The 20,131-nt window shown below is 68.4% G+C and carries 19 protein-coding genes; 11 read left to right on the plus strand and 8 right to left on the minus strand.

All coding sequences use genetic code 11. The annotated features are described in order from the left end of the window. Positions 1–58: 58 nt before the first annotated feature. The gene (locus AB4Z46_RS14025; protein WP_442284107.1) at positions 59–2,053 is read right to left on the minus strand and encodes an acetyl/propionyl/methylcrotonyl-CoA carboxylase subunit alpha; all 1,995 of its coding nucleotides are present in this window, start codon (positions 2,051–2,053) and stop codon (positions 59–61) included. A gap of 13 nt (positions 2,054–2,066) precedes the next feature. Beyond that, the gene (locus AB4Z46_RS14030) at positions 2,067–3,686 is read right to left on the minus strand and encodes an acyl-CoA carboxylase subunit beta (RefSeq protein ID WP_442284108.1); all 1,620 of its coding nucleotides are present in this window, start codon (positions 3,684–3,686) and stop codon (positions 2,067–2,069) included. A gap of 264 nt (positions 3,687–3,950) precedes the next feature. On the opposite strand from AB4Z46_RS14030, the gene AB4Z46_RS14035 reads away from it, so the two are divergent. Beyond that, complete coding sequence (locus AB4Z46_RS14035) at positions 3,951–4,952, plus strand: cysteine synthase A (protein ID WP_442284109.1); 1,002 nt, start codon at positions 3,951–3,953, stop codon at positions 4,950–4,952. Between the two features lie 88 nt (positions 4,953–5,040). On the opposite strand, the gene AB4Z46_RS14040 is transcribed toward AB4Z46_RS14035, so the two are convergent. The 4 genes from AB4Z46_RS14040 to AB4Z46_RS14055 form a co-directional block, all read right to left on the minus strand. Beyond that, the gene (locus AB4Z46_RS14040) at positions 5,041–5,502 is read right to left on the minus strand and encodes a GNAT family N-acetyltransferase (protein WP_442284110.1); all 462 of its coding nucleotides are present in this window, start codon (positions 5,500–5,502) and stop codon (positions 5,041–5,043) included. Between the two features lie 108 nt (positions 5,503–5,610). Further along, complete coding sequence (locus AB4Z46_RS14045; protein WP_442284111.1) at positions 5,611–6,354, minus strand: hypothetical protein; 744 nt, start codon at positions 6,352–6,354, stop codon at positions 5,611–5,613. After that, a complete protein-coding gene (locus AB4Z46_RS14050; protein WP_442284112.1) occupies positions 6,339–6,635 on the minus strand; it encodes a hypothetical protein in 297 nt (98 codons plus the stop codon). Before AB4Z46_RS14050 ends, AB4Z46_RS14045 begins: the two co-directional genes overlap by 16 nt. Before the next feature lie 117 nt (positions 6,636–6,752). After that, positions 6,753–7,928: an acyl-CoA dehydrogenase family protein gene (locus AB4Z46_RS14055; protein WP_442284113.1), complete on the minus strand. Its 1,176-nt coding sequence runs from the start codon at positions 7,926–7,928 to the stop codon at positions 6,753–6,755. Positions 7,929–8,157: 229 nt separating this feature from the next. Here AB4Z46_RS14055 and AB4Z46_RS14060 point away from each other — a divergent pair, with 229 nt between their 5' ends. From AB4Z46_RS14060 to AB4Z46_RS14070, 3 genes are all read left to right on the plus strand, one after another. After that, complete coding sequence (locus AB4Z46_RS14060; RefSeq protein ID WP_442284114.1) at positions 8,158–9,525, plus strand: amidase family protein; 1,368 nt, start codon at positions 8,158–8,160, stop codon at positions 9,523–9,525. A 95-nt stretch (positions 9,526–9,620) separates the two neighbouring features. Further along, positions 9,621–10,040 (plus strand): DUF4189 domain-containing protein, encoded by a 420-nt coding sequence (locus AB4Z46_RS14065; RefSeq protein ID WP_442284115.1) that lies wholly within the window; start codon positions 9,621–9,623, stop codon positions 10,038–10,040. Between the two features lie 105 nt (positions 10,041–10,145). Next, positions 10,146–10,511: a copper-binding protein gene (locus AB4Z46_RS14070; RefSeq protein WP_442284116.1), complete on the plus strand. Its 366-nt coding sequence runs from the start codon at positions 10,146–10,148 to the stop codon at positions 10,509–10,511. A 25-nt stretch (positions 10,512–10,536) separates the two neighbouring features. Here AB4Z46_RS14070 and AB4Z46_RS14075 read toward each other — a convergent pair whose 3' ends face one another. Both AB4Z46_RS14075 and AB4Z46_RS14080 read right to left on the minus strand, forming a co-directional pair. Further along, positions 10,537–10,845 (minus strand): ATP-binding protein, encoded by a 309-nt coding sequence (locus AB4Z46_RS14075; RefSeq protein WP_442284117.1) that lies wholly within the window; start codon positions 10,843–10,845, stop codon positions 10,537–10,539. A gap of 25 nt (positions 10,846–10,870) precedes the next feature. Further along, the gene (locus AB4Z46_RS14080; protein ID WP_442284118.1) at positions 10,871–11,446 is read right to left on the minus strand and encodes a DUF2889 domain-containing protein; all 576 of its coding nucleotides are present in this window, start codon (positions 11,444–11,446) and stop codon (positions 10,871–10,873) included. A 280-nt stretch (positions 11,447–11,726) separates the two neighbouring features. On the opposite strand from AB4Z46_RS14080, the gene AB4Z46_RS14085 reads away from it, so the two are divergent. The 7 genes from AB4Z46_RS14085 to AB4Z46_RS14115 all read left to right on the plus strand — a co-directional run bounded on the left by AB4Z46_RS14085 (position 11,727) and on the right by AB4Z46_RS14115 (position 20,130). Then, positions 11,727–12,014 carry a hypothetical protein gene (locus AB4Z46_RS14085; RefSeq protein ID WP_442284119.1) on the plus strand — a complete coding sequence of 96 codons (288 nt, stop codon included), beginning with the start codon at positions 11,727–11,729 and terminating at the stop codon, positions 12,012–12,014. Positions 12,015–12,187: 173 nt separating this feature from the next. Continuing rightward, entirely contained in the window at positions 12,188–14,350 is a 2,163-nt protein-coding gene (locus AB4Z46_RS14090; protein ID WP_442284120.1) for a thiamine pyrophosphate-dependent enzyme, read from the plus strand. Then, positions 14,347–15,912, plus strand: a complete 1,566-nt coding sequence (locus AB4Z46_RS14095; RefSeq protein ID WP_442284121.1) for an indolepyruvate oxidoreductase subunit beta family protein — start codon at positions 14,347–14,349, stop codon at positions 15,910–15,912. The genes AB4Z46_RS14090 and AB4Z46_RS14095 overlap by 4 nt, the downstream gene beginning before the upstream one ends. Before the next feature lie 44 nt (positions 15,913–15,956). Then, on the plus strand, positions 15,957–17,135 hold the full coding sequence (locus tag AB4Z46_RS14100; protein ID WP_442284122.1) for an ABC transporter substrate-binding protein: 1,179 nt from the start codon (positions 15,957–15,959) through the stop codon (positions 17,133–17,135). 22 nt (positions 17,136–17,157) lie between these two features. After that, the gene (locus AB4Z46_RS14105) at positions 17,158–18,336 is read left to right on the plus strand and encodes an alpha-hydroxy acid oxidase (protein ID WP_442284123.1); all 1,179 of its coding nucleotides are present in this window, start codon (positions 17,158–17,160) and stop codon (positions 18,334–18,336) included. Further along, positions 18,329–19,201, plus strand: a complete 873-nt coding sequence (locus tag AB4Z46_RS14110) for a branched-chain amino acid ABC transporter permease (protein WP_442284124.1) — start codon at positions 18,329–18,331, stop codon at positions 19,199–19,201. Before AB4Z46_RS14105 ends, AB4Z46_RS14110 begins: the two co-directional genes overlap by 8 nt. Next, the gene (locus AB4Z46_RS14115) at positions 19,198–20,130 is read left to right on the plus strand and encodes a branched-chain amino acid ABC transporter permease (RefSeq protein ID WP_442284125.1); all 933 of its coding nucleotides are present in this window, start codon (positions 19,198–19,200) and stop codon (positions 20,128–20,130) included. The genes AB4Z46_RS14110 and AB4Z46_RS14115 overlap by 4 nt, the downstream gene beginning before the upstream one ends. The last annotated feature ends 1 nt before the right edge of the window (position 20,131 follow it).

A 20,131-nucleotide genomic window follows, 5' to 3' on the forward strand; every position in this document is an offset into this window, starting at 1 on the left:
TCAGGACCAGCGCCAGTTCGACAGAAGGCGGTGTCGGGTCCCGGCATTTCAGCGAGCCTCAGGCGGGTGCCGCCTCCATGGCCTCGATCTCGGCCACGATCCGGCTGGCCGCGATCTGCTCGCCGTTCGAGACGTGCAGCGCGATCAGCCTGCCGGCCACCGGCGCCGTGTGCACGTGCTCCATCTTCATCGCCTCCAGCGTGACGATCGGCTGGCCGGCCCGCACCATGTCGCCGACCGTCGCCAGCACCGCGACCACGCGGCCGTTCATCGAGGCGCGCAGCTTGCCGTCGCCGCCGGCTTCGCCCTGCCGCGCCGAGGCGGCGCGGGTCTTGTCCTCCACCTTCAGCGCCAACCCGCGGTACTGCAGCAGCAGGGTTGAACCGTCGCGGAACCAGGCGGCTTGCTCCTGCAGGCCGTCGCAGATGAAGCGGGCCGTGTCGACGCCGATCGCGACCAGGTCGATCACGAAGCCGTGCTCGCCGAGCACAACCTCGAAGCGGTGCTGCCGCGGCAAGGTCACGCTGGCGTTCAGCGCCTGGCCCGAAATCTCGAAGCGCAGCGATATCGGCAGGTTGTGCGAGAGCCGCCGACCCGCCGCGCGCTGCCGGCGCTCGCCCGTGGTCTCGCAGAGCAGCACGGCGGCGAGCGCCGCGGCACGAGAACGAACCGCCTCGTCGGGCGCCAGCAGCGCCGCCTGGTGCTGGCCGATGAAGGCGGTGGTGGCGCCTCCCGCCGCGAACACCGGATGCGCGAGGCAGCTGCGCAGGAAGGCCTGGTTGGTGGTGACGCCAAGCGCCACCGCGTCCTCCAGCCCGGCCGCCAGCTTGCGCCGCGCCTCGTCGCGCGTGCGGCCGTGGCTGATGATCTTGGCGATCATCGAGTCGTAGTACGGCGGGATCTCTGCGCCCGAACGCAGCGCCTCCTCCACGCGAAGCTGGGCCGGCGTCTTCCACAGGGCCACCGTGCCGCTCTGCGGCATGAAGCCCTGGCCAGCATCCTCGGCGCACAGCCGCACCTCGATCGCGTGCCCCTGGAAGCGAACCTGCTCCTGCGTCGACGGCAGGGCCTCGCCCGCGGCCACGCGCAGCTGCCATTCGACCAGGTCGAGCCCGGTGATGGCCTCGGTCACCGGATGCTCCACCTGCAGGCGGGTGTTCATCTCCATGAAGTAGAAGTCCCCCTCGCGGTCGAGCAGGAACTCCAGGGTGCCCGCGCCTTCGTAGCGGATGGCTTTCACCGCCGCCACCGCGGCCGCGCCCATGCGTTCGCGCAGCGCGTCGTCGACCGCGGGCGACGGCGCCTCCTCGATCAGCTTCTGGTGTCGGCGCTGCACCGAGCAGTCGCGCTCGCCCAGGTGGATCGCATTGCCGTGGCGGTCGGCGAAGACCTGGATCTCGATGTGGCGCGGCGCGGCGATGGCGCGCTCGAGGATCACCTCCGGATCGCCGAAGGCGCTCTGCGCCTCGGAGCGCGCGCTGCGCAGCAGCTCGGGAAATTCTTCGGCCGAAGGCACCAGCCGCATGCCGCGGCCGCCGCCGCCGGCGGTGGCCTTGATCATCACGGGAAATCCGATGCGGGCCGCCTCTTCGGCCAGCCGGGTCTCGCTCTGGTCCTGGCCCTGGTAGCCCGGGATGCAGGGCACGCCGGCGGCCTGCATCAGCGCCTTGGCGCCGGCCTTGTGGCCCATCGCGGCGATGGCCTCGGCCGAGGGGCCGATGAAGACCAGACCGGCATCCTTGCAGGCCTGCGCGAAGGCCTCGTTCTCGGCCAGGAAGCCGTAGCCCGGATGCACCGCATCGGCGCCGCTGAGCCTGGCGGCTTCGATGATGGCCGGGATGCACAGGTAGGACTGCGAGGGCAGCGGCTCGCCGATGCAGACGGCCTGGTCGGCCTCCTGCACATGGCGGGCGCCCGCGTCGGCAGTGGAGTACACGGCCACCGTGCGGTAGCCCATGGCGCGCGCGCTGCGGATCACGCGCAGCGCGATCTCGCCGCGGTTGGCGACGAGGATCTTGTGAAACGGCGTGTGGGTGGAGGTCGGTGCGTTCATGGCAAGGGCATCCTCAAGGCCGAGCGACCGAGAACTGCATCTTCTGCGGCTGGCGCAGCTCGGCGTCGCGGCAGATCGACAGCACCTTGGAGAGCACGGCGCGGGTATCGCGCGGGTCGATCACGCCGTCGTCGAGCAGGCGGGCGCTGGTGGTGAAGACGCTCATCTGGCTGTCGAAGCGCTCGATGATGCGGCGCTCGAGATCGTCGAGCCTGGCCTGGTCGACCTCGCCCTTTCGTTTCATCGCCGCCTCGGTCACGATGACCATGGTCTTGGCGGCCTGCTCGCCGCCCATCACCGCGGTCTTGGCGTTGGGCCACGAGAAGCAGAAGCGCGGATGGAAGCCACGGCCGCACATGCCGTAGTTGCCGGCGCCGAATGAGGCACCGCAGTAGATCGTGATCTGCGGCACGGTGGCGTTGGTCACGGCCTGGATCATCTTGGAGCCATGCTTGATCATGCCGGCCTCCTCGTGGTCGCGCCCGACCATGAAGCCGGTGGTGTTGTTGAGGTAGAGGATCGGCGTCTTCGACTGGCAGCAGGCCTGGATGAAATGGGTCGCCTTGGTGGCGCCGGCCGTGTCGATCGGGCCGTTGTTGGTCACGATGCCCAGCGGCAGCCCCTCGATCTTGATATGGCCGACCACGGTGGCGCCGCCGTAGTTCTCGCCGAACTCCAGGAACTCGGAGTCGTCGGCGATGCGGGCGATCACCTGCTTCATGTCGACCGGGCGCTTGGGGTCCATCGGCATGATGCCCAGCAGTTCTTCGGCGTCGTGGCGCGGCAGCTTGAAGCGGCGCGGCGGCTCCGTGGGGAGGTCACGGTTCCAGTCGATGTGGGCCATGATCTCGCGCGCGATGCGGATCGCGTCGCGATCGTCCTCGGCCAGGTAGTCGCCCAGGCCCGAGATCGAGGTGTGCATGACCGCGCCGCCCAGCTCTTCCTCGGTGGCGATCTCGCCGGTCGCGGCCTTGAGCAGCGGCGGGCCGGCGAGAAAGGCCCGCGAGCGGCCGCGCACCATCACGATGTAGTCCGACAGGCCGGTCTGGTAGGCGCCGCCCGCGGTCGACGAGCCGTGCGTGACCGTCAGCACCGGCAGCCCGGCCGCGGAGATGCGCGCGAGGTTGCGAAACAGGCTGCCGCCGGTCACGAATTCCTCGACCTTGTAGGTCATGAGGTTGGCGCCCGCGCTCTCCACCAGCTGGATGTAGGGCAGCTTGTTCTCGAGTGCCAGCTCCTGCAGGCGCAGTTGCTTGGGGATGCCCATCGGCTGCAGCGCCCCGGCGTCGATGCCCGAATCCGAGGCGTTGACCATCACGCGCACGCCCGAGACCCAGCCGATGCCGCCGATCACCCCGCCGCCCGGCACGCTTTTCTCGAGGTCGGGGTTGTCGAGCCCGAGGCCGGCCAGCGAGGAAATCTCCAGAAACGGCGTGCCCGGATCGAGCAGCAGCGACAGGCGCTCGCGCGGCAGCAGTTGGCCGCGCTTCTCGAAGCGCTCGCGCGATTTTCCCGAGGTGGCGGCGCTGCGCCGCTCGTAGCCATGCACGCGCTCGATCAGCGCGAGCATGCCGTCGCGGTTGGCCTGGAAGGTTTCGCTGCCGGGGAAAATGGTGGATTCGATGGTGGCCATGTGCGCTGTGCCCGCTTCGCTGGAACGGGGTTGTGGGAGTGTGTGTCCAGGGAAGCTTAGGCATGGACGGCGCTGCGGTCTTGCGCAAACTCGCTGCGCGGGCCATTCGTCGCGACACGACACCCTGTCCGCGAGCTTCCGCAACAACTGCGTGTTTTTTTGTGAAGTTGAATTCGATCGCCGCGCCCAATAACTCTGCTGCGATGAGTCTGATTCCGGTGCGGGCAGCACGCGCGCTGGAGCGCCAGCTATCCTGAGCCCATCGTGGACGTACATGACGGCTTCATCCAGGCGGTGGGCAATACACCGCTGATCAGGCTGCGCAAGGCCTCCGAGCTGACCGGCTGCGCGATCCTCGGCAAGGCCGAGTTCATGAACCCGGGTGGGTCGGTCAAGGATCGCGCGGCGCTCTATATCGTGCTCGACGCTGAAGCGCGCGGCGAGTTGCGGCCGGGAGGCGTGATCGTCGAGGGCACGGCGGGCAACACCGGCATAGGCCTTGCGCTCGTGGGCAACGCCCGCGGCTATCGCACGGTGGTCGTCATCCCGCAGACACAGAGCCAGGAGAAAAAGGATGCCCTGCGTCTGTACGGTGCCGAGCTGCGCGAGGTGCCCGCGGCTCCGTACAGCGACCCGAACAACTACGTACACGTGGCCGAGCGCCTCGCGGCGGAACTCGCGCGCAGCGAACCCAACGGTGTCCTGTATGCGAACCAATGGGACAACCTGTCCAACCGGGATGGCCACGTTCGCTCGACCGGCCCCGAGATCTGGCGGCAGACGGACGGCCGGATCGACGGCTTTGTTTGCGCGATCGGCACAGGCGGCACGCTGGCAGGCGTCGGGTTGTACCTGAAGGAACACAAGCCTGGCGTCGTCATCGCCGCCGCAGATCCGATGGGCGCGGCGATGTACCACTACGTCAAGCACGGAGAGTTGCGCAGCGAAGGCAGTTCGATCACCGAAGGCATCGGCCAGAGCCGCATCACGCGCAATCTGGAGGGTGCTTCGATCGACGACGCTTTCCAGATTGCGGACGAAGAGGCGCTGCCGGTGCTGTTCGACCTGCTGCGAAACGAGGGCCTGTGTCTGGGCGGCTCCAGCGGCATCAACGTGGCAGGAGCGATCCGCCTGGCGCGTGACCTTGGACCAGGCCACACCATCGTGACGATCCTCGCCGACGCTGGCACGCGCTATCAGTCGAAGCTATACAACCCGGCCTTCCTGCGCGAAAGGAATCTTCCGGTTCCGGCGTGGCTCGAGTGAGGTGCGCAAGAAATGACCGGGCCGAATGCGTCTGTCGGCTGTTGGCCGAATTCTGAATTCGACTCCCACGAGCTGCGCCGGTCTTCGGTCAGAGCATCTTTCGATAGACAACGAAACCCGATTTTTCGGCAACCTTGTCGTAGAGCCTCATTGCCGTGGCATTGGTCTCTTGGGTCTGCCAATACACCCTTGGGGAACCGCCCGCCGTCGCCCGTCGATAGACTTCCTCGATGAGAGCGCGTGCGACGCCCCTCCCTCTGGCAGCTTCGACTGTGTACAGGTCCTGCAGATAGCAGCTCGGTCCGAGCTGCGTGGTGCTTCGATGGAAAAGGAAGTGGGCCAAGCCGAGAAGGCCCGACGAGCCTTCGGCCACCAGCGCATGCATGGGTTCGTCCGCGTCGTGGAAGCGCGACCATGTCGTCCGCGTGATGTCGGCCGGCAACGCCGTCGTTCCGCTGCGGCCGTAGAACGAGTTGTAGCCGTCCCACAGAGGGAGCCACGCAACGATGTCGCCTTCTACGGCCGGGCGAATGAGAAATGGTTCGGGCACAGGGAGACGTGAATCTGGGTTTTGGGAAGGCGAAGGCGGATCCGGTTCCGGCCTGCCGCATTCTGCCTTCGGGCGAGCGATTCCGCGCAGGGCCAGGACCCGCCAGTGCTAGACAGGTGCGCGGTCAGGCAGGACGGAGGCCAGGCCCAGGGCCTGAAGGATGAGTCCTTGGTAGGCCGGCCAATCCTGCTTCGAGTTCTCGATTGCCAGCTTGTCGAGAGGGAGGCGTTCGAACAGTTCATCCGTGAGGCGCCTGTAGTCCCGGTACAGGGCAATCAGGCCTTCAAGACCCATCAACTCTCGCTGCGTACTGTAGGGAGCAGCGAGCTTCCACTCGACCTGGTACGCCACCCAGTCGGCGCCGCGCTCCTCGCAGACCGTTCGGAGGGCCTGCTCGACGTCTTCCTGACGAAAGTACACGACGAGAGGTTTCAGTGGCGCGATGGTCTTCGCTACCGCGCGCACATGGCCGGAGAGGGTTGCCGAGTCGGCTTCCATCAGGAACAGATTCGTGAGGTCGCCGTGGAACAGTTGACCATCCATGATCCGGATGGTGCCGTCCGCCAGCGACGCTTCGACCAACGAGGCCCATCGAGCGGCACTTCGTGCGGCAAGCTGCGCTGGTGTGGTGTCGAGCCATGGCTGAAACCAGTGTTCGAACTCGTCGGTCGCTCGAACCGGATGGGGGTCCGTTCTCTCGTGGACGGGCAGCGCCGGCCGGTTGGCGTCCTGCAGGCTCTTCGCAATGAAGCGCATCGTGGTCGACTTGCCTGAACCCATGATGCCCTCCACGATGACCAAGCGAAGCTCGGAGAGAACGTCGGGTGCTGCAGGCGTCAACGGTGCGGCCATGCGTTGTTCAAGTCGTCGACGACGCTACCGGGCTTCGACGTTGGCGGCGGCGTCAGCTGTTCAATGACTCGAATGCGGCGAACCACCAGCTCGTCAATCTCCAGTCGGCGAATTCGAGCCCGGCCCACAAAGAGCCGACCGACGGACAGGGCCCCGATGGCCAGGGCACCGAGGGCCGCGGCGCCAATCAGCATGGAGCCCAACGCGGCCGTACCGACGGCGCGCGCGCCCGTTGCGGCCGCCGGCAAGGCACGTGCGGACTTTGATGGCATCAAGTTCATTGAAACTCCTGGTGGAACCGTGAGCCTTTGGGGGCGGCAATCGGGTGTGCGCTCCTGGCGCATCCTGCCACATCCGGGTCGGCGCCGGCAGGCCCGAAACCGACCGCGCTCTTGCCTTCAAAGACGGAGCTGCCGCGCCGCCAGGTCCTTCATGACCTCCTCGGAGCCGCCGCCGATCATCATGACCTTGACCTCGCGGTAGATGCGCTCGCTCTGCGTGCCGCGCATGTAGCCCATCCCGCCGAGCAGCTGCACCGCCTGGTCGGCGCAGAACTGCATCGCCTGCGTGGCCTGCACCTTGGCCAGGCAGATGCGCGCGACCAGCCGCGCCGGGTCGGCCAGCTGGTGCTCGACGCGGTAGGCCAGGTCGTAGACCAGCGTGCGGGCGGCGTCGATGCGCAGCGTCATGTCCATCAGCTTGTGGCGCACCACCTGGCGCTCCGACAGCGGCATGCCGAAGGAATTGCGCTGGCGCGTCCAGTCGACCGCCTCCTTCAGACACACCTCGGCGAAACCGCAGGCCGATGCCGACATGAACAGCCGCTCGGTGTTGAAGTTGTTCATGAAGGTCTTGAAGCCCTTGTTCTCGACCCCGACGAGGTTGGCGACCGGGACCCGGCAGTTCTCGAAGCGCAGGTGCGCGGTGTCGGAGCTCCACCAGCCCATCTTCTTGAGCGCGGTGCGCTCGAGGCCCGGCGTGTCGCCCTCGATCAGCAGCACCGAGATGCCGCCCGCGCCCTGGATGGCCGGGTCGGTACGCACCGCGGTGGTGATGAAGTCGGCCCGCATGCCCGAGGTGATGAAGGTCTTCTCGCCGTTCACCACATAGTGGTCGCCGTCGCGCACGGCGGTGGTCTTGAGGGCCGCGACGTCGGAGCCGCCCGAGGGCTCGGTCACAGCGAGCGCCGCGATCTTCCGGCCGGCCAGCACCGGCGGGATCACGCGCTGCTTGAGCGCCTCGCTGCCCGCATGAAGGATCGGCGGCAGCGCGATGCTGTGCGAATTCAGCGAGGCCAGGAGACCGCCCCCGCCGCAGCGCGCGAACTCCTCGGCCACGACGAGCTGGAAGAACACGTCGGCCGGCGTTCCGCCATAGGCCTCCGGATAGCCCAGGCCCTGGACGCCGAGCGCCGCCGCTCGCGCATAGAGCTCGCGCGGGAACGTCTCGGCCTCGTCCCATTCGGCGACGAAAGGCGTGATCTCGCGCGCGATGAACTCGCGCAGGCTGGCACGGAACTGCTCGTGCTCGGGCGTGAAATAGAAGGGCAGCGGCGGCGCCTCGAGGAATTCCATGGGTGTCTCCTGACTGGCCCGAGGCTAGCGGCGCAGAATGCCCAGGTCTTGCGCGGACTGGCTGCGAGTGGGCGCCCTGCCCCAGGCGGATCCAGCGGGGCGCAGTGGTCATCGAGCGAACGCGAACACGTCGCCTTCGCCGTTCTTTGGAACAATCCGTGAGCGACGCAGCAAACCACTTCAGTCCGCCCGATCCCAGTCAGTTCACTACTCCCGCAGATCTCCCAGCATGACCACGTCCATTTCCGATCTCGAATCCGCCAGCGCCAGCCAACTCGTTCAGGCGCTGTCCGCGCGCGAGATCGGGGCCCTCGAGTTGTGCGACGCGACCATCGCCCGCATCGAACAGCGCGACGTCGGCATCAATGCCGTCGTGGTCCGCGAATTCGAGCGCGCGCGAGAACAGGCGCGCGCGGCCGACATGGCGTTGGACCGTGGGGAGCGTCGGCCATTGCTCGGCCTTCCCATGACGGTCAAGGAATCGTTCAACGTCGCGGGCCTGCCCACGACTTGGGGTTTCGAGTTTGCGCGCCAGCTGCCGGTCGTGGAGGACGCCGTGGCTGTCGCTCGCCTGAAGGCCGCTGGCGCCGTGATCCTCGGCAAGACCAACGTCGCCCTTGCGCTTGGGGACTATGAGAGCAACAACCCGGTCTATGGACGCACCCTGAATCCATCGGATCCGACGCGTTCGCCGGGCGGGTCATCCGGCGGAGCGGCAGCAGCCGTGGCATCCGGCATGGTGCCGCTGGAACTTGGTTCGGACATAGGAGGCTCGATTCGCGTGCCTGCACATTTTTGYGGCGTCTATGGCCACAAGCCTACGCACGGGCTTTTGCCCACGCGGGGGCATCAGTTTCCCGGCTATGAGGCCGCACCCGACGTGCTGTCCGTCATCGGCCCGCTGGCACGCAGCGCCGATGATCTCGAACTTGCCCTGGACGTCCTGGCAGGCCCGGACGCCGACGAGGCGTTGGCCTATCGCCTGTCATTGCCACCCGCCCGCTCGCAGATCCGCGATCTCCGCGTGCTGGCACTGTCCGAGCATCCGTCGGTTCGCACCAGTGCCGAAGTCCAACGTGCGATCGAGAAAGTCGCCGTTCGACTTGCGAAGGCTGGTGCGCAGGTGGACCGTGCCAGCACGCTGCTTCCTGATCTTGGGGAACTCCAGGGGGACTACGTCAAGCTCCTGCTGACCACGGTGACCCGTGGCGCGCCCGATGCGCCGCCGCCAATTTCAGCCCACGAGTGGCTGCTTCTGCTGGACAGGCGCCTGCAATTTCGCAAGCAGTGGGCCCGCCTCTTTGCGGCGTTTGACGTCGTGATTGCCCCATCGTTCGGAACGGTGGCCTTCGAGCATATGGTCGCCCCTGATTGGGAGCGATCGACGTTGAGCATTGATGGGCAGCCTTCCCTCTATCGCGACCAGCTCGCCTGGTCGGGGCTCGCGACCGTCGCGGGGCTTCCGGCAACGGCAGTGCCCACAGGACAAACATCGGCCGGCTTGCCGCTGGGTGTGCAGATCATCGGCCCGCTGCTGGAGGATCGCACAACGATCGCGGTTGCAAGGTGGCTGCAGGCGCACCTGGACCAGGCGTAGGGCAGCAGTCAACCTGCATGGCCGCTTCGGAGCAAGGCAGAATCGACCGGACTCCCCCAACGACGCGACCCGCCGCCCCATGCGGCCCTTCCGAAATGAGCTTTCAATCACGCGCTGTCCGAACGTTCGGCACGCTCACGCTGCTGTTGTGCTGCGGCCTGCCCGGCATCACGGCGGGCCTGGCCCACGCCGACCCTGGCCGAGGTCCGAGCTGGGGAGCGATCGCATCCATGGACGGGTGGTACGGCTACTCGTTCAACCACCCTTCCCGCGGCGCCGCGGAACTCGCGGCACGCGCCCAATGCGATCGCGCGGCGGGGCGCCCGGGCACCTGTGTCGTCCGCGGAACCTTCGATCGCTCCTGCGGCGCGCTCGCGACGGGCAACTATGGGGAATGGGGAACGGCCAGCGCCGCTTCAGCGGGCGCTGCGGCCAAGGCGGCTGCCGGGCAGTGCGACAGTCATCTGCCGACGCAGCCTTGCAAGGTGGTCGTCAGCGTGTGCTCGCCGCCTTGAACGCCGCCGGGCCAGTCTGGCCTCAGGACGCAGCGGCGGCTGGCTGCCGCCGCTTGGGCAGAATGCGGACGTAACCGTCACCCACGCAGCCCGAGGAGTGAATGCATGTCGACTGCACTGCGCAACATGGTCGTGGCCGCGATGGGCGCCATCGCGATGGGCAGCGCCCTGGCCCAGGTCGAACGGCGTCCGGTGGAGCCGGCAAGCGCGGCGGCGCCGGTTTACACGCGTGCGCGCGTCGCGTCATTCCACGAGGAGCACGGGGGCAAGTTCTATGTCCGGTTGAAGCTGCTGCCCAGGGCCAAGATTCCGTTTACGACGCAGACCTTCAGGGTGGCCGACCGCGCGTTGCTGACTGGCATTCAGGAGGGGTCCTGGGTCAAGTTCACATCGAGCCATATCGACGGCGAGAACACGGTGACATCCATTCAGGCCGTTGCGGAGTGCCCGCGCTTTCAGCAGTGCGACTGAATCGGACCCCTTGCGTGCCTTGCACTCACGGCGAGGCGGCCCCTCGAGGGTTGACGGAACGCAAGTCGGCGTCGAAGGCCTCGGCGTTCCTGCTCTTTCGCATGGCGATGGCATGGAATGGGCATGTCACGGCGCAATCGCTGCAGCCCGTGCATCGATCCGCGTCGCGCAGCGTCGAAGTCTTTCTCCACTGCTCGACTTCAAGGCTGAGCAGGTGGAGCCCGCACGCGGCGACGCACCAGCCGCAACCCGTGCAACGCCCGGAGTCGACGGCGGGCAGCCAGCCCGGTCGGGTCGGCCGGGCAGGCTGATGAGGGCGTCCGGGGATGGCCATGCTGTCGCTGGAACTTGTGATTCGCTCAATCCGCGATGCTGGAGGCTTCCGGCGCGTCGTCGACGCCCGCCCGGTACCAGCGCGGATAGAACAATGCCACCTGCGGCCCGTCAGTCTTCAGCGCGTGGCAGCCATCGAGCTGGAAGGGCTTCTGCGTCTCGGACACCGCGAGGTCCGCACCGACCAGCGTCTGCAGCACGCCGGTGCCCATGGTGCGCAACAGCTCCGACATGTGGGTGCAGCCGCGCACGCCAGCGAACAGGCGCACCGCGGCCTGATTGAAGCCCGGGCCCACGCGCAGCCCGATCAGCTGCGCATAGTCGGGCGCGATCGCGCCGCAGACCTTGTCGAACGGCGCCGCATCGGTCGCGGCCGCCACGTCGACGATCCGCGCGGTGTCATCGACCGTGAGCCGCAGCCGCATCGAGTGGATCGGCGCGCCGCCGCGCCGCTCGCCACCGGGAAATCGGAAGTCGTGGTTTCGGATGTCCTCGAGATGGCCTTCGATGTCCCAGAGGCCGTCGGCGCGGCGGAAGCCGCGGATCGTGATGGTGCGGCCGTGCACCTCGGTGCGTTCGGCGGAAGATGGTGGCAATGGCATGGTCGTAGCGTCGATGATGCCATCTGCGGGCCATCCGCATCTTGCGTGCAATGGCTGAGCCCCTGCAGCGAGTTCGCGCAAGCCTTGCGCGAGGCGGCTCGCCAAGCTGTACGCCAAGGATCATTGGGATGCGGCGAGACATTCCTCACGCTTCGGCCTGGTTTTGGCAACCGGGGAAGCGCTCTCCCGATCACTTTTCAGCCACGCTTAAGGATCGACGAAGAGACTGGTCTCCAAGCAAAGGAACAGTCCCGAGCCCGACCGAAAAGGATCCAACGCCATGAAGCCGTCCGCTGCCCCTGAACCCCTCACGCCCTCGCAGATCAAGTTCGTGCTCGAGCTGCTCGAGATGCGCCATCTGGCGCCGAAGGAAACGGCTGCGATGTTCAATCGGTCGACCCAGGTCGGCACCTTCTCCGAGGCCCAGCAGGAGGCCATCGAGATCCTCTTCGCGCTCGAGGAAAACGAGATTCCCGACGCCCTCTTCGATTTCGCCGATGACGACGCCCGCGACATCGTTCGCGGCGGGCTCGTGCACGAGGCGCGCCTCAGCTTCGTGCGCGCCTGAGAAGGCCGCGCGACCGGGCGCGACTCCGAGGCCGCCACGAGGACGGCATCGGTGGGGGATTCATCGACCATATCGAAATGATCTATATGTAACGCCAGTCCCATAGATTGGATAACTTTGAGCGCGCTCCTATCCTTCGTTCGCCAGGCAAACAAGCCAGCAACGGAGACAACATGGAGCGATCTTTCGCCGAAGAGGTAAAGCGCCTTTCGCTGGGCGCGAACGAGGTATTTCACGGCGAGGGCATCCTCGCGGTCACCAAGGCGCTGCTGCAGTCGGGCGTCAGCTACATCGGCGGCTACCAGGGCGCGCCGGTCTCGCACCTGATCGACGTGCTGGGCGACGCCCGCGGCCTGCTCGACGACCTGGGCATCTATTTCGAGAACAGCGCCTCCGAGGCCGGCGCGGCCGCGATGCTGGGCGCCTCCATCAACTACCCGGTGCGCGGCGCCGTGACCTGGAAGTCCACCGTCGGCACCAACGTCGCGTCGGACGCGCTGTCGAACCTGGCCTCCGCCGGCGTCAAGGGCGGCGCGCTGGTGATCCTCGGCGAGGACTACGGCGAAGGCTCCAGCATCATCCAGGAGCGCACCCACGCCTTCGCCATGAAGTCGCAGATGTGGCTGATGGACCCGCGGCCCAACCTGACGTCGATCGTCGATGCGGTGGAGCGCAGCTTCGAGCTGTCGGAGGCGAGCCAGACGCCCGTGATGCTGCAGCTTCGCATCCGCGCCTGCCACGTGCACGGCAGCTTCGTCTGCAAGGACAACCGGGCGCCCGCAGTCTCGACGCGCGACTTCATCGAGCGGCCGCTGTTCGACTTCGGCACCATCAACCTGCCGCCGTCGATCTACGCCCAGGAGCGCATGAAGGTCGAGTCGCGCTGGCCCGCGGCACTGGACTTCATCCGCCGCCAAGGCCTCAACGAGCGCTTCGACGGCGACTGCGGCGACATCGGCCTGGTGCTGCCGGGCGGGCTCTACAACGGCACCCTGCGCGCGCTGCAGCAGCTGGGCCTGGCCGACGCCTTCGGCAACAGCCGCATCCCGCTGCAGGTGCTCAACGTGGTGTACCCGCTGGTGCCCGACGAGCTGGTGGAGTTCTGCGCCGGCAAGCGCGCGGTGCTGCTGGTGGAAGAAGGCCAGCCCAACTACATCGAGGACGCGCTGCACGCGATCCTGCGTCGCGCCGGCAGCGACACCACGCTGCATGGCAAGGACATCTTCCCGATGGCCGGCGAATACACCGGCGAGGTGCTGGTGCGCTGCCTGGCCGAGTTCGTGCGCCGCGCCGCGCCCGCGGCGCTGGCGGACGAGGGCGTCGAGCGGGTGGGCGAGGCCGCGGCGCCGCTGGCCGCGCTCAAGCCGCAGGCGACCGCGGCACTGGGCGTCGCGGTGCCGAACCGGCCGCCGGGCTTCTGCATCGGCTGCCCCGAGCGGCCCGTGTTCGCCGCCATCAAGCTGATCCAGAAGGACCTGGGCGCGATCCATGTCAGCGCCGACATCGGCTGCCACACCTTCGGCACGCTGCCGCCCTTCAATGTCGGCAGCACCGTGCTGGGCTACGGCCTGGGCCTGGCGAGTTCGTCGGGCGTCGGGCCGCTGATGGGCAACCGGGTGGTCAGCATCATGGGCGACGGCGGCTTCTGGCACAACGGCTTCACCAGCGGGATCGTGAACGCGGTCTACAACGCGCAGGACTCGGTGCTCGTGATCCTCAAGAACGGCTACACCTCGGCCACCGGCACGCAGGCGATCCCGTCCTCGCCGACGCAGCCGGCGGCCAAGCCGCTGACGCTGGACATCGAGGCCGCGCTCAAGGGCGTCGGCGTGGGCTGGGTGCGCAAGGTGGCGAGCTACGACGTCGGCAAGATGCGCGAGACGCTGAACGAGGCCATGACCACCACCGAGGGCGGACTCAAGGTCATCATCGCCGACGGTGAATGCCAGCTCGAGCGCCAGCGCCGCATCAAGCCGATCAACGCCGCGAAACTCAAGCGCGGCGAGCGCGTGGTGCGCACCCGCTTCGGCATCGACGACGACGTCTGCACCGGCGACCACTCGTGCATCCGCCTCTCGGGCTGCCCCTCGCTGACCGTGAAGCCGAACCCGAGCCCGCTGCGCACCGATCCGGTGGCGACCGTCAACCAGGGTTGCGTGGGCTGCGGCCTGTGCGGCGAGAACGCGCACGCGGCGATCCTCTGCCCATCGTTCTACAAGGCCGAGATCGTGCAGAACGCCGGCACCTGGGAGCGCTTGCTGCATCGGCTGCGCAGCGGTGTCATCGGCCTGATGGCCGGCAAGGCGCGCAACGACGTCGAGGCGGTTGCCGCATGAACAACGCATCTTCTTTCGACGCGGCCAAGGGCCCGCGCATCGTCACCGTGCTGGTGGCCGCGATGGGCGGCGAAGGCGGCGGCGTGCTGGCCGACTGGCTGATCTCGGCCGCCGCGGCGCAGGACTTTCCGGTGCAGAGCACTTCGGTGCCCGGCGTGGCGCAGCGCACCGGTGCCACCAACTACTACATCGAGATCTACCCGGTGGCGCGCGCGCAGCTGGGCGGCGCACAACCGGTGTTCTCGCTGACCCCGAGTCCGGGCGACGTCGACATCGTCGCCGCGTCGGAACTGGTGGAGGCGGGGCGCGTGCTGCAGGGCGGCTTCGTGCACCCTCGGCGCACCACGCTGGTGGCCTCGCTGCACCGCGAGTACGCGGTGTCCGAGAAGTCGGCGATGGGCGATGGCCGCTACGAAGGCCGGCGCGTCACCGAGGCGGCGCAGGGCCTGGCCCAGCGTGCCTTCCTGTTCGACATGCGCGCGCTGGCCTGGAAGCACGGCACCGTGATCAACACCGTGATGTTCGGCGCCATGGCCGGCAGCGGCGCCCTGCCGTTCACGCGGGAGGCCTGCGAACAGGCGATCCGCGAATCGGGCAAGGCGGTCGAGGCCAGCCTGAAGGGCTTCGCGGCCGGCTACGACCATGTGACCGGCCAGGGCTCGGCGGCCGCGCAGACCCGCGAGGCCGTCGCCGGGGTCCCGGCCGACGCCCGGGTGCGGGCGCTGCCCGAGCCGCTGCGCGCGCTGGTGGACAGCGGCGTACGGCAGGTGGCCGACTTCCAGGACGCGCGCTACGCCGACATGTACCTGTCCCGCGTCGAGGCGGTGCGCGACCTCGAGCGCAGGTCGGAAGGCGACTTTCCCGTGACGTGCGAGACCGCGCGCTACCTGGCACTCTGGATGAGCTACGAGGACGTGATCCGGGTCGCCGATCTCAAGACCCGCAGCGAACGCCTGCTGCGCGTGCGCAAGGAGGTCGGCGCCAGGGAAGGCGAGCCGCTGCGGCTGACCGAATACCTGAAGCCAGGGCTCGACGAGATCTGCTCCGTGCTGCCGACGCCCGCCGCGCACTGGCTGCGCCGACGACTCGGCCACAAGGCGCACAAGCTCAACGTCGGCCTGCACATGCGCACCGACACCGTGCTGGGCTTCGCGATGCTGTGCGGGCTGCGCGCGCTGCGACCCCTGCGCCGCCGCACCTCGCGCTATGCGGCCGAGCAGGCCATGATCGAACGCTGGCTCGATGCCGTTCGCCGCGCGCTGGCGATCAGCCCGCGCCTGGCCTACGAGCTGGCGCTGTGCGGCAACCTGGTCAAGGGCTACGGCGAGACCAGCGAACGCGGGCACCGCAACCTGGCCGCGGTGATCGACGACATCCAGCCCTCGCTGGCCCTGGCGGCGCACGATCCCTCGCTCGACGACGCGGCGGCGCGGGTGCGCTCGGCGCGCGCAGCGGCCCTCGACGATCCCGAAGGGCGCACGCTCGCACGCACGCTGGGCCTCGCGCCGCCGGAGCCAAGGTCCCATCCGATCCGCATCGTGCGCCGCAAGCCTGCCGCCTGAACCGCACCACGTTTTTCACCCGAACCAGAACCACAGGAGACAAGATGAAACTCGAATCGCCCCGCACTTCCTTGCGCATCGGCCGCCGCGCCGCCACCGCCTGGCTGGCCGGCGCCGCGCTGCTGCCCTTCGCCCCCACGGCCCTGGCGGCCGACCCGATCAAGATCGGCGCTGTGGTGTCGGCCACCGGCCCCGCGTCCTTCCTCGGCGATCCGCAGCAGAAGACGCTGGAGATGTACGTCAAGAAAATCAACGCCGCCGGCGGCGTGCTCGGCCGCAAGCTCGAGCTGGTGCTCTACGACGACGCCAGCGACGCCAACAAGGCCAACGCCTTCACGCGCCGCCTGATCATGCAGGACGAGGTCGACGTGATCCTCGGCGCCTCGACCACCGGCTCCACGATGGCGATGGCGCCGCAGGCCGAGGCCGCCAAGGTGCCGCTGGTCTCGCTGGCCGCCGCCTCGGTGATCGTCGAGCCGGTCAAGCCCTACGTGTTCAAGATGCCGCACTCCGACCGGATGGCGGCGCAGAAGGTGCTCGGCGAGATGAAGGCGCGCGGCTTCACCCAGTTCGCGCTGCTGTCGGACACCGGCGGCTTCGGCAAGTCGGGCCGCACCGAAACGCTCAAGCTGGCCGAGAGCCTGGGCCTCAAGGTGGCCGAGGACCAGACCTACGGCGAGAAGGACACCGACATCACGCCGCAGCTGACCAAGATCAAGTCCTCGCCGGCACAGGCGATCCTGGTCTTCGGCACCGGACAGGCGCCGGCCATCATCGCCCGCAACTACCAGCAGCTGGCGATGCAGCAGCCGCTCTACACCACCCACGGCCAGGCCTCGACCGAGTTCATCCGGATCGCGGGCAAGGCTTCGGAAGGCATCCGCATGCCCTCGCCCGCGCTGCTGATCGCGCAGGCGCTGCCAGCCGCCGATCCGCAGAAGACCGTCAGCGTCAACTACGCGAAGGAGTTCGAGACGCAGGCCAGGATGGACGTCTCCACCTTCGGCGGCTATGCCCACGACGCACTGTTCATGGTGGTCGACGCGATCAAGCGCGCCGGCGGCACCGACAAGCAGAAGCTGCGCGACGCGATCGAGGCCAGCAGCGGCTTCGTGGGCGTCAGCGGCATCTACAAGATGTCGCCGACCGACCACATGGGCCTGGACGTCTCGGCCTTTCGGATGGTCGAAGTCCGCGGAGGCGCCTTCAAGGAAGTGCGTTGAGCCGGCGGCCCCGGAGCGACGCATGAAGCTCAACGCCAACGACCACCGGCGCCATGCCCGCCGGCGTCTGCCGCGCTTCGCCTTCGACTACGTCGACGGCGGCGCGGAGGACGAACGCTGCCTGCGCCGCAACTGCGACGACCTCGCAGCCCTGCACCTACTGCCCCAGGTGCTGCGCGACACCCGCAACGCCGACCCTTCGATCACGGTCTTCGGCCAGCGCTGGGCGATGCCGTGCGGCATCGCGCCGATCGGCTTCTCCGGGCTGGTGCGGCCGCACGGCGACCTGCTGCTGGCCCGCGCGGCCGCGGCCGAGGGCGTGCCCTTCGTGCTGTCGACCGCCTCCAACGACCGGCTCGAGGCGGTGCGCGAAGCCGGGCTGGCACGCAATCCGCAGGCCCAGCAATGGCTGCAGCTCTACGTGATGTCCGACCGCGCGATCGCCGAGCAGCTGGTGCGGCGCGCCCGCCGCGCCGGCTTCGGCGCGCTGGTGCTGACGGTCGACGTGGCGGTCAGCGGCATGCGCGAGCGCGACGTGCGCAACGGCTTCAAGCTGCCGTTCCGCTTCACGCCCTCGACCCTGCTCGACCTGGCGCTGCATCCGGCCTGGTCGCTCTCGATGGCGCGGCAGGGCCGCTCGCCCTCCTTCGTCAATCTCAGCGAAACCGAAGGCGGCGGCGATTCGGCGCAGCTGCAGGCGGCGCTGCTGGCCCGCTCGATGGACCGGACGCTGGTCTGGGAGCAGCTCGACTGGCTGCGCCGCCTGTGGGACGGCCCGCTGATCCTCAAGGGCCTGCTGCATCCGGCCGACGCCGAGCGCGCCGCGTGCAGCGGGGTCGACGCCATCGTGGTGTCGAACCACGGCGGCCGCCAGCTCGACGCCGCGCCCTCCACCATCTCGGTGCTGCCCCGGATCGTCGACGCGGTGGCCGGGCGCATGCCGGTCTTCGTCGACAGCGGCTTCCGGCGCGGCAGCGACGTGGTCAAGGCGCTGGCCGCCGGCGCCACCGCGGCCTTCGTCGGCCGGGCCGCGGTCTGGGGCATGGCCACCGGTGCCGAGGCCGGCTGCCGCAGCGTGCTCGCGACCCTGCGCGACGAGATCGCGCGCACCATGATCCTCGTCGGCGCCGACGCCACCGCCGACATCACGGCCCGGCACCTGTCGGGCCCTTCCATTTCCGAAGGAGGCAGCCTTGTCTGACTTCATGCAATTCGTCTTCTCGGGGCTGACCACCGGCGCGATCTACGCGCTGGCCGCCCTGGGCTTCTCGCTGATCTACAACGCCAGCGGTGTCATCAACTTCGCCCAGGGCGACTTCCTGATGCTCGGCGGCATGGTCACGGCCGCGCTGCTGGCGAGCCAGATGCCCTATGGCCTGGCGATGGCCGGCGGCGTCGTCGCCACGGTGATCGTCGGCCTGCTGCTGTACCGGCTGGCGATCAAGCCGGCCGGCGAGGCCAGCGTGGTGTCGCTGATCATCATCACGATCGGCGCCTCGATCTTCATCCAGGGCGTGGTGCAGATCGTGCTCGGCAAGAATCAGCAGACGCTGCCGGCCTTCAGCGGCGACAAGGCGCTCCAGATCATGGGCGCCTACGTGCTGCCTCAGAGCCTGTGGGTGCTCGGCACCGCGGCCGTGCTGGTGGCCCTGTGCTTCGGCTTCTTCCGCTTCACGATGGTCGGCAAGGCGATGCTGGCGGTGGCGGCCAACGCGCTGGCGGCGCGCGCCGTGGGCATCCCGACCTCGCGCGTGCTGCAGTTGTCCTTCGGCCTCTCGGCGCTGCTCGGCGCCGTGGCCGGCGTGGTGGCTGCGCCGATCACCACCACGGTCTACGACATCGGCCTGATGCTCGGCATGAAGGGCTTCGTCGCGGCCACGCTCGGCGGTCTCGGCAGCGGGCTGGGCGCGGTGGTGGGCGGCCTCATCGTCGGCTTGCTGGAAGCGCTGGTGGCCGGCTACATCTCGTCCGCCTACAAGGACGCCGTGCCCTTCGTGATGATCATCGTGATCCTGCTCGTCATGCCGCACGGCCTGTTCGGCGCCAAGACCTCGGACCGCGTATGAAGGCCCTGCTGCGACCCTCCCTCCTGGTGCTGGCGCTGGCGCTCGCGCTGCTGCCTTTCGCGCTGCCGAACAACTACGTGGTCGACGTCGCGGTGCGCATCGCGCTGGCCGCGATCGCGGCGATCGGGCTCAACCTGCTGATGGGCTTCGCGGGCCAGATCAGCATCGGCCATGCCGCCTTCGTCGCCATCGGCGCCTACGGAAGCGGCATCGTCACGGCGCGCTTCGGCTGGCCGCCGCTGGCCGCGATCGGCGGCGCCGCGGTGGGCGCCGCGGTGGTGGGCTGGCTGATCGCCAAGCCGATCCTGCGGCTCAAGGGCCACTCGCTGACCATGGCCACGCTGGGGCTCGGCGTGATCGTCAACATCGTTCTGATCAACGAGGTGGCCTGGACCGGCGGGCCCGACGGGATGCCGGTGCCGCCATTGGAAGTGGCCGGCTTCGCCTTCGCCAAGGTGCGGCATTGGTATGCGCTGGCGGCGGTGCTGCTGTGGCTCTCGGTGCTGCTGTCGCTCAACCTGTACGAGTCGCCCGCGGGCCGCGCGCTGCGCGGGCTCAACGGCTCCGAGGTCGCGGCCCGCGTGATGGGCGTGGACGTGGCGCGCTTCAAGGTGCGCGCCTTCGTCGCCTCGGCCGTGTTCGCGGCGGTCTCGGGCAGCCTCACGGCGCACTACCTCGGCTTCATCAGCCCGTCGCTCGCGGCCTTCACCCATTCGGTGGAGCTCGCCACCATGGTGGTGCTGGGCGGCATGGCCTCGACCTTCGGGGCGGTGCTGGGCGCGGCACTGATGACCGCGCTGCCGCAGCTGCTGGGCGGCCTGCACGGCTACGAGATGGTGTTCTTCGGTCTCGTGCTGATGCTCACGATGATCTTCCTGCCCAAGGGCCTGGTGCCCTCGATGGCGCTCAAACTCCGCAGGAAAGTCTGAG

Origin of the sequence: Variovorax sp. M-6 (genome assembly GCF_052114385.1) — a bacterium.
GTDB lineage: Bacteria > Pseudomonadota > Gammaproteobacteria > Burkholderiales > Burkholderiaceae_C > Variovorax.

Excerpts from the sequence above, each read along its gene's own strand:
- AB4Z46_RS14030 (WP_442284108.1), bottom strand. The coding sequence starts at position 3,686 with ATGGCCACCATCGAATCCACCATTTTCCCCGGCAGCGAAACCTTCCAG.
- AB4Z46_RS14065 (WP_442284115.1), top strand. The coding sequence starts at position 9,621 with ATGAGCTTTCAATCACGCGCTGTCCGAACGTTCGGCACGCTCACGCTG.
- AB4Z46_RS14090 (WP_442284120.1), top strand. The coding sequence starts at position 12,188 with ATGGAGCGATCTTTCGCCGAAGAGGTAAAGCGCCTTTCGCTGGGCGCG.
- AB4Z46_RS14100 (WP_442284122.1), top strand. The coding sequence starts at position 15,957 with ATGAAACTCGAATCGCCCCGCACTTCCTTGCGCATCGGCCGCCGCGCC.
- AB4Z46_RS14095 (WP_442284121.1), top strand. The coding sequence starts at position 14,347 with ATGAACAACGCATCTTCTTTCGACGCGGCCAAGGGCCCGCGCATCGTC.
- AB4Z46_RS14050 (WP_442284112.1), bottom strand. The coding sequence starts at position 6,635 with ATGAACTTGATGCCATCAAAGTCCGCACGTGCCTTGCCGGCGGCCGCA.
- AB4Z46_RS14080 (WP_442284118.1), bottom strand. The coding sequence starts at position 11,446 with ATGCCATTGCCACCATCTTCCGCCGAACGCACCGAGGTGCACGGCCGC.
- AB4Z46_RS14055 (WP_442284113.1), bottom strand. The coding sequence starts at position 7,928 with ATGGAATTCCTCGAGGCGCCGCCGCTGCCCTTCTATTTCACGCCCGAG.
- AB4Z46_RS14115 (WP_442284125.1), top strand. The coding sequence starts at position 19,198 with ATGAAGGCCCTGCTGCGACCCTCCCTCCTGGTGCTGGCGCTGGCGCTC.
- AB4Z46_RS14045 (WP_442284111.1), bottom strand. The coding sequence starts at position 6,354 with ATGGCCGCACCGTTGACGCCTGCAGCACCCGACGTTCTCTCCGAGCTT.
- AB4Z46_RS14105 (WP_442284123.1), top strand. The coding sequence starts at position 17,158 with ATGAAGCTCAACGCCAACGACCACCGGCGCCATGCCCGCCGGCGTCTG.
- AB4Z46_RS14025 (WP_442284107.1), bottom strand. The coding sequence starts at position 2,053 with ATGAACGCACCGACCTCCACCCACACGCCGTTTCACAAGATCCTCGTC.
- AB4Z46_RS14070 (WP_442284116.1), top strand. The coding sequence starts at position 10,146 with ATGTCGACTGCACTGCGCAACATGGTCGTGGCCGCGATGGGCGCCATC.
- AB4Z46_RS14085 (WP_442284119.1), top strand. The coding sequence starts at position 11,727 with ATGAAGCCGTCCGCTGCCCCTGAACCCCTCACGCCCTCGCAGATCAAG.
- AB4Z46_RS14075 (WP_442284117.1), bottom strand. The coding sequence starts at position 10,845 with ATGGCCATCCCCGGACGCCCTCATCAGCCTGCCCGGCCGACCCGACCG.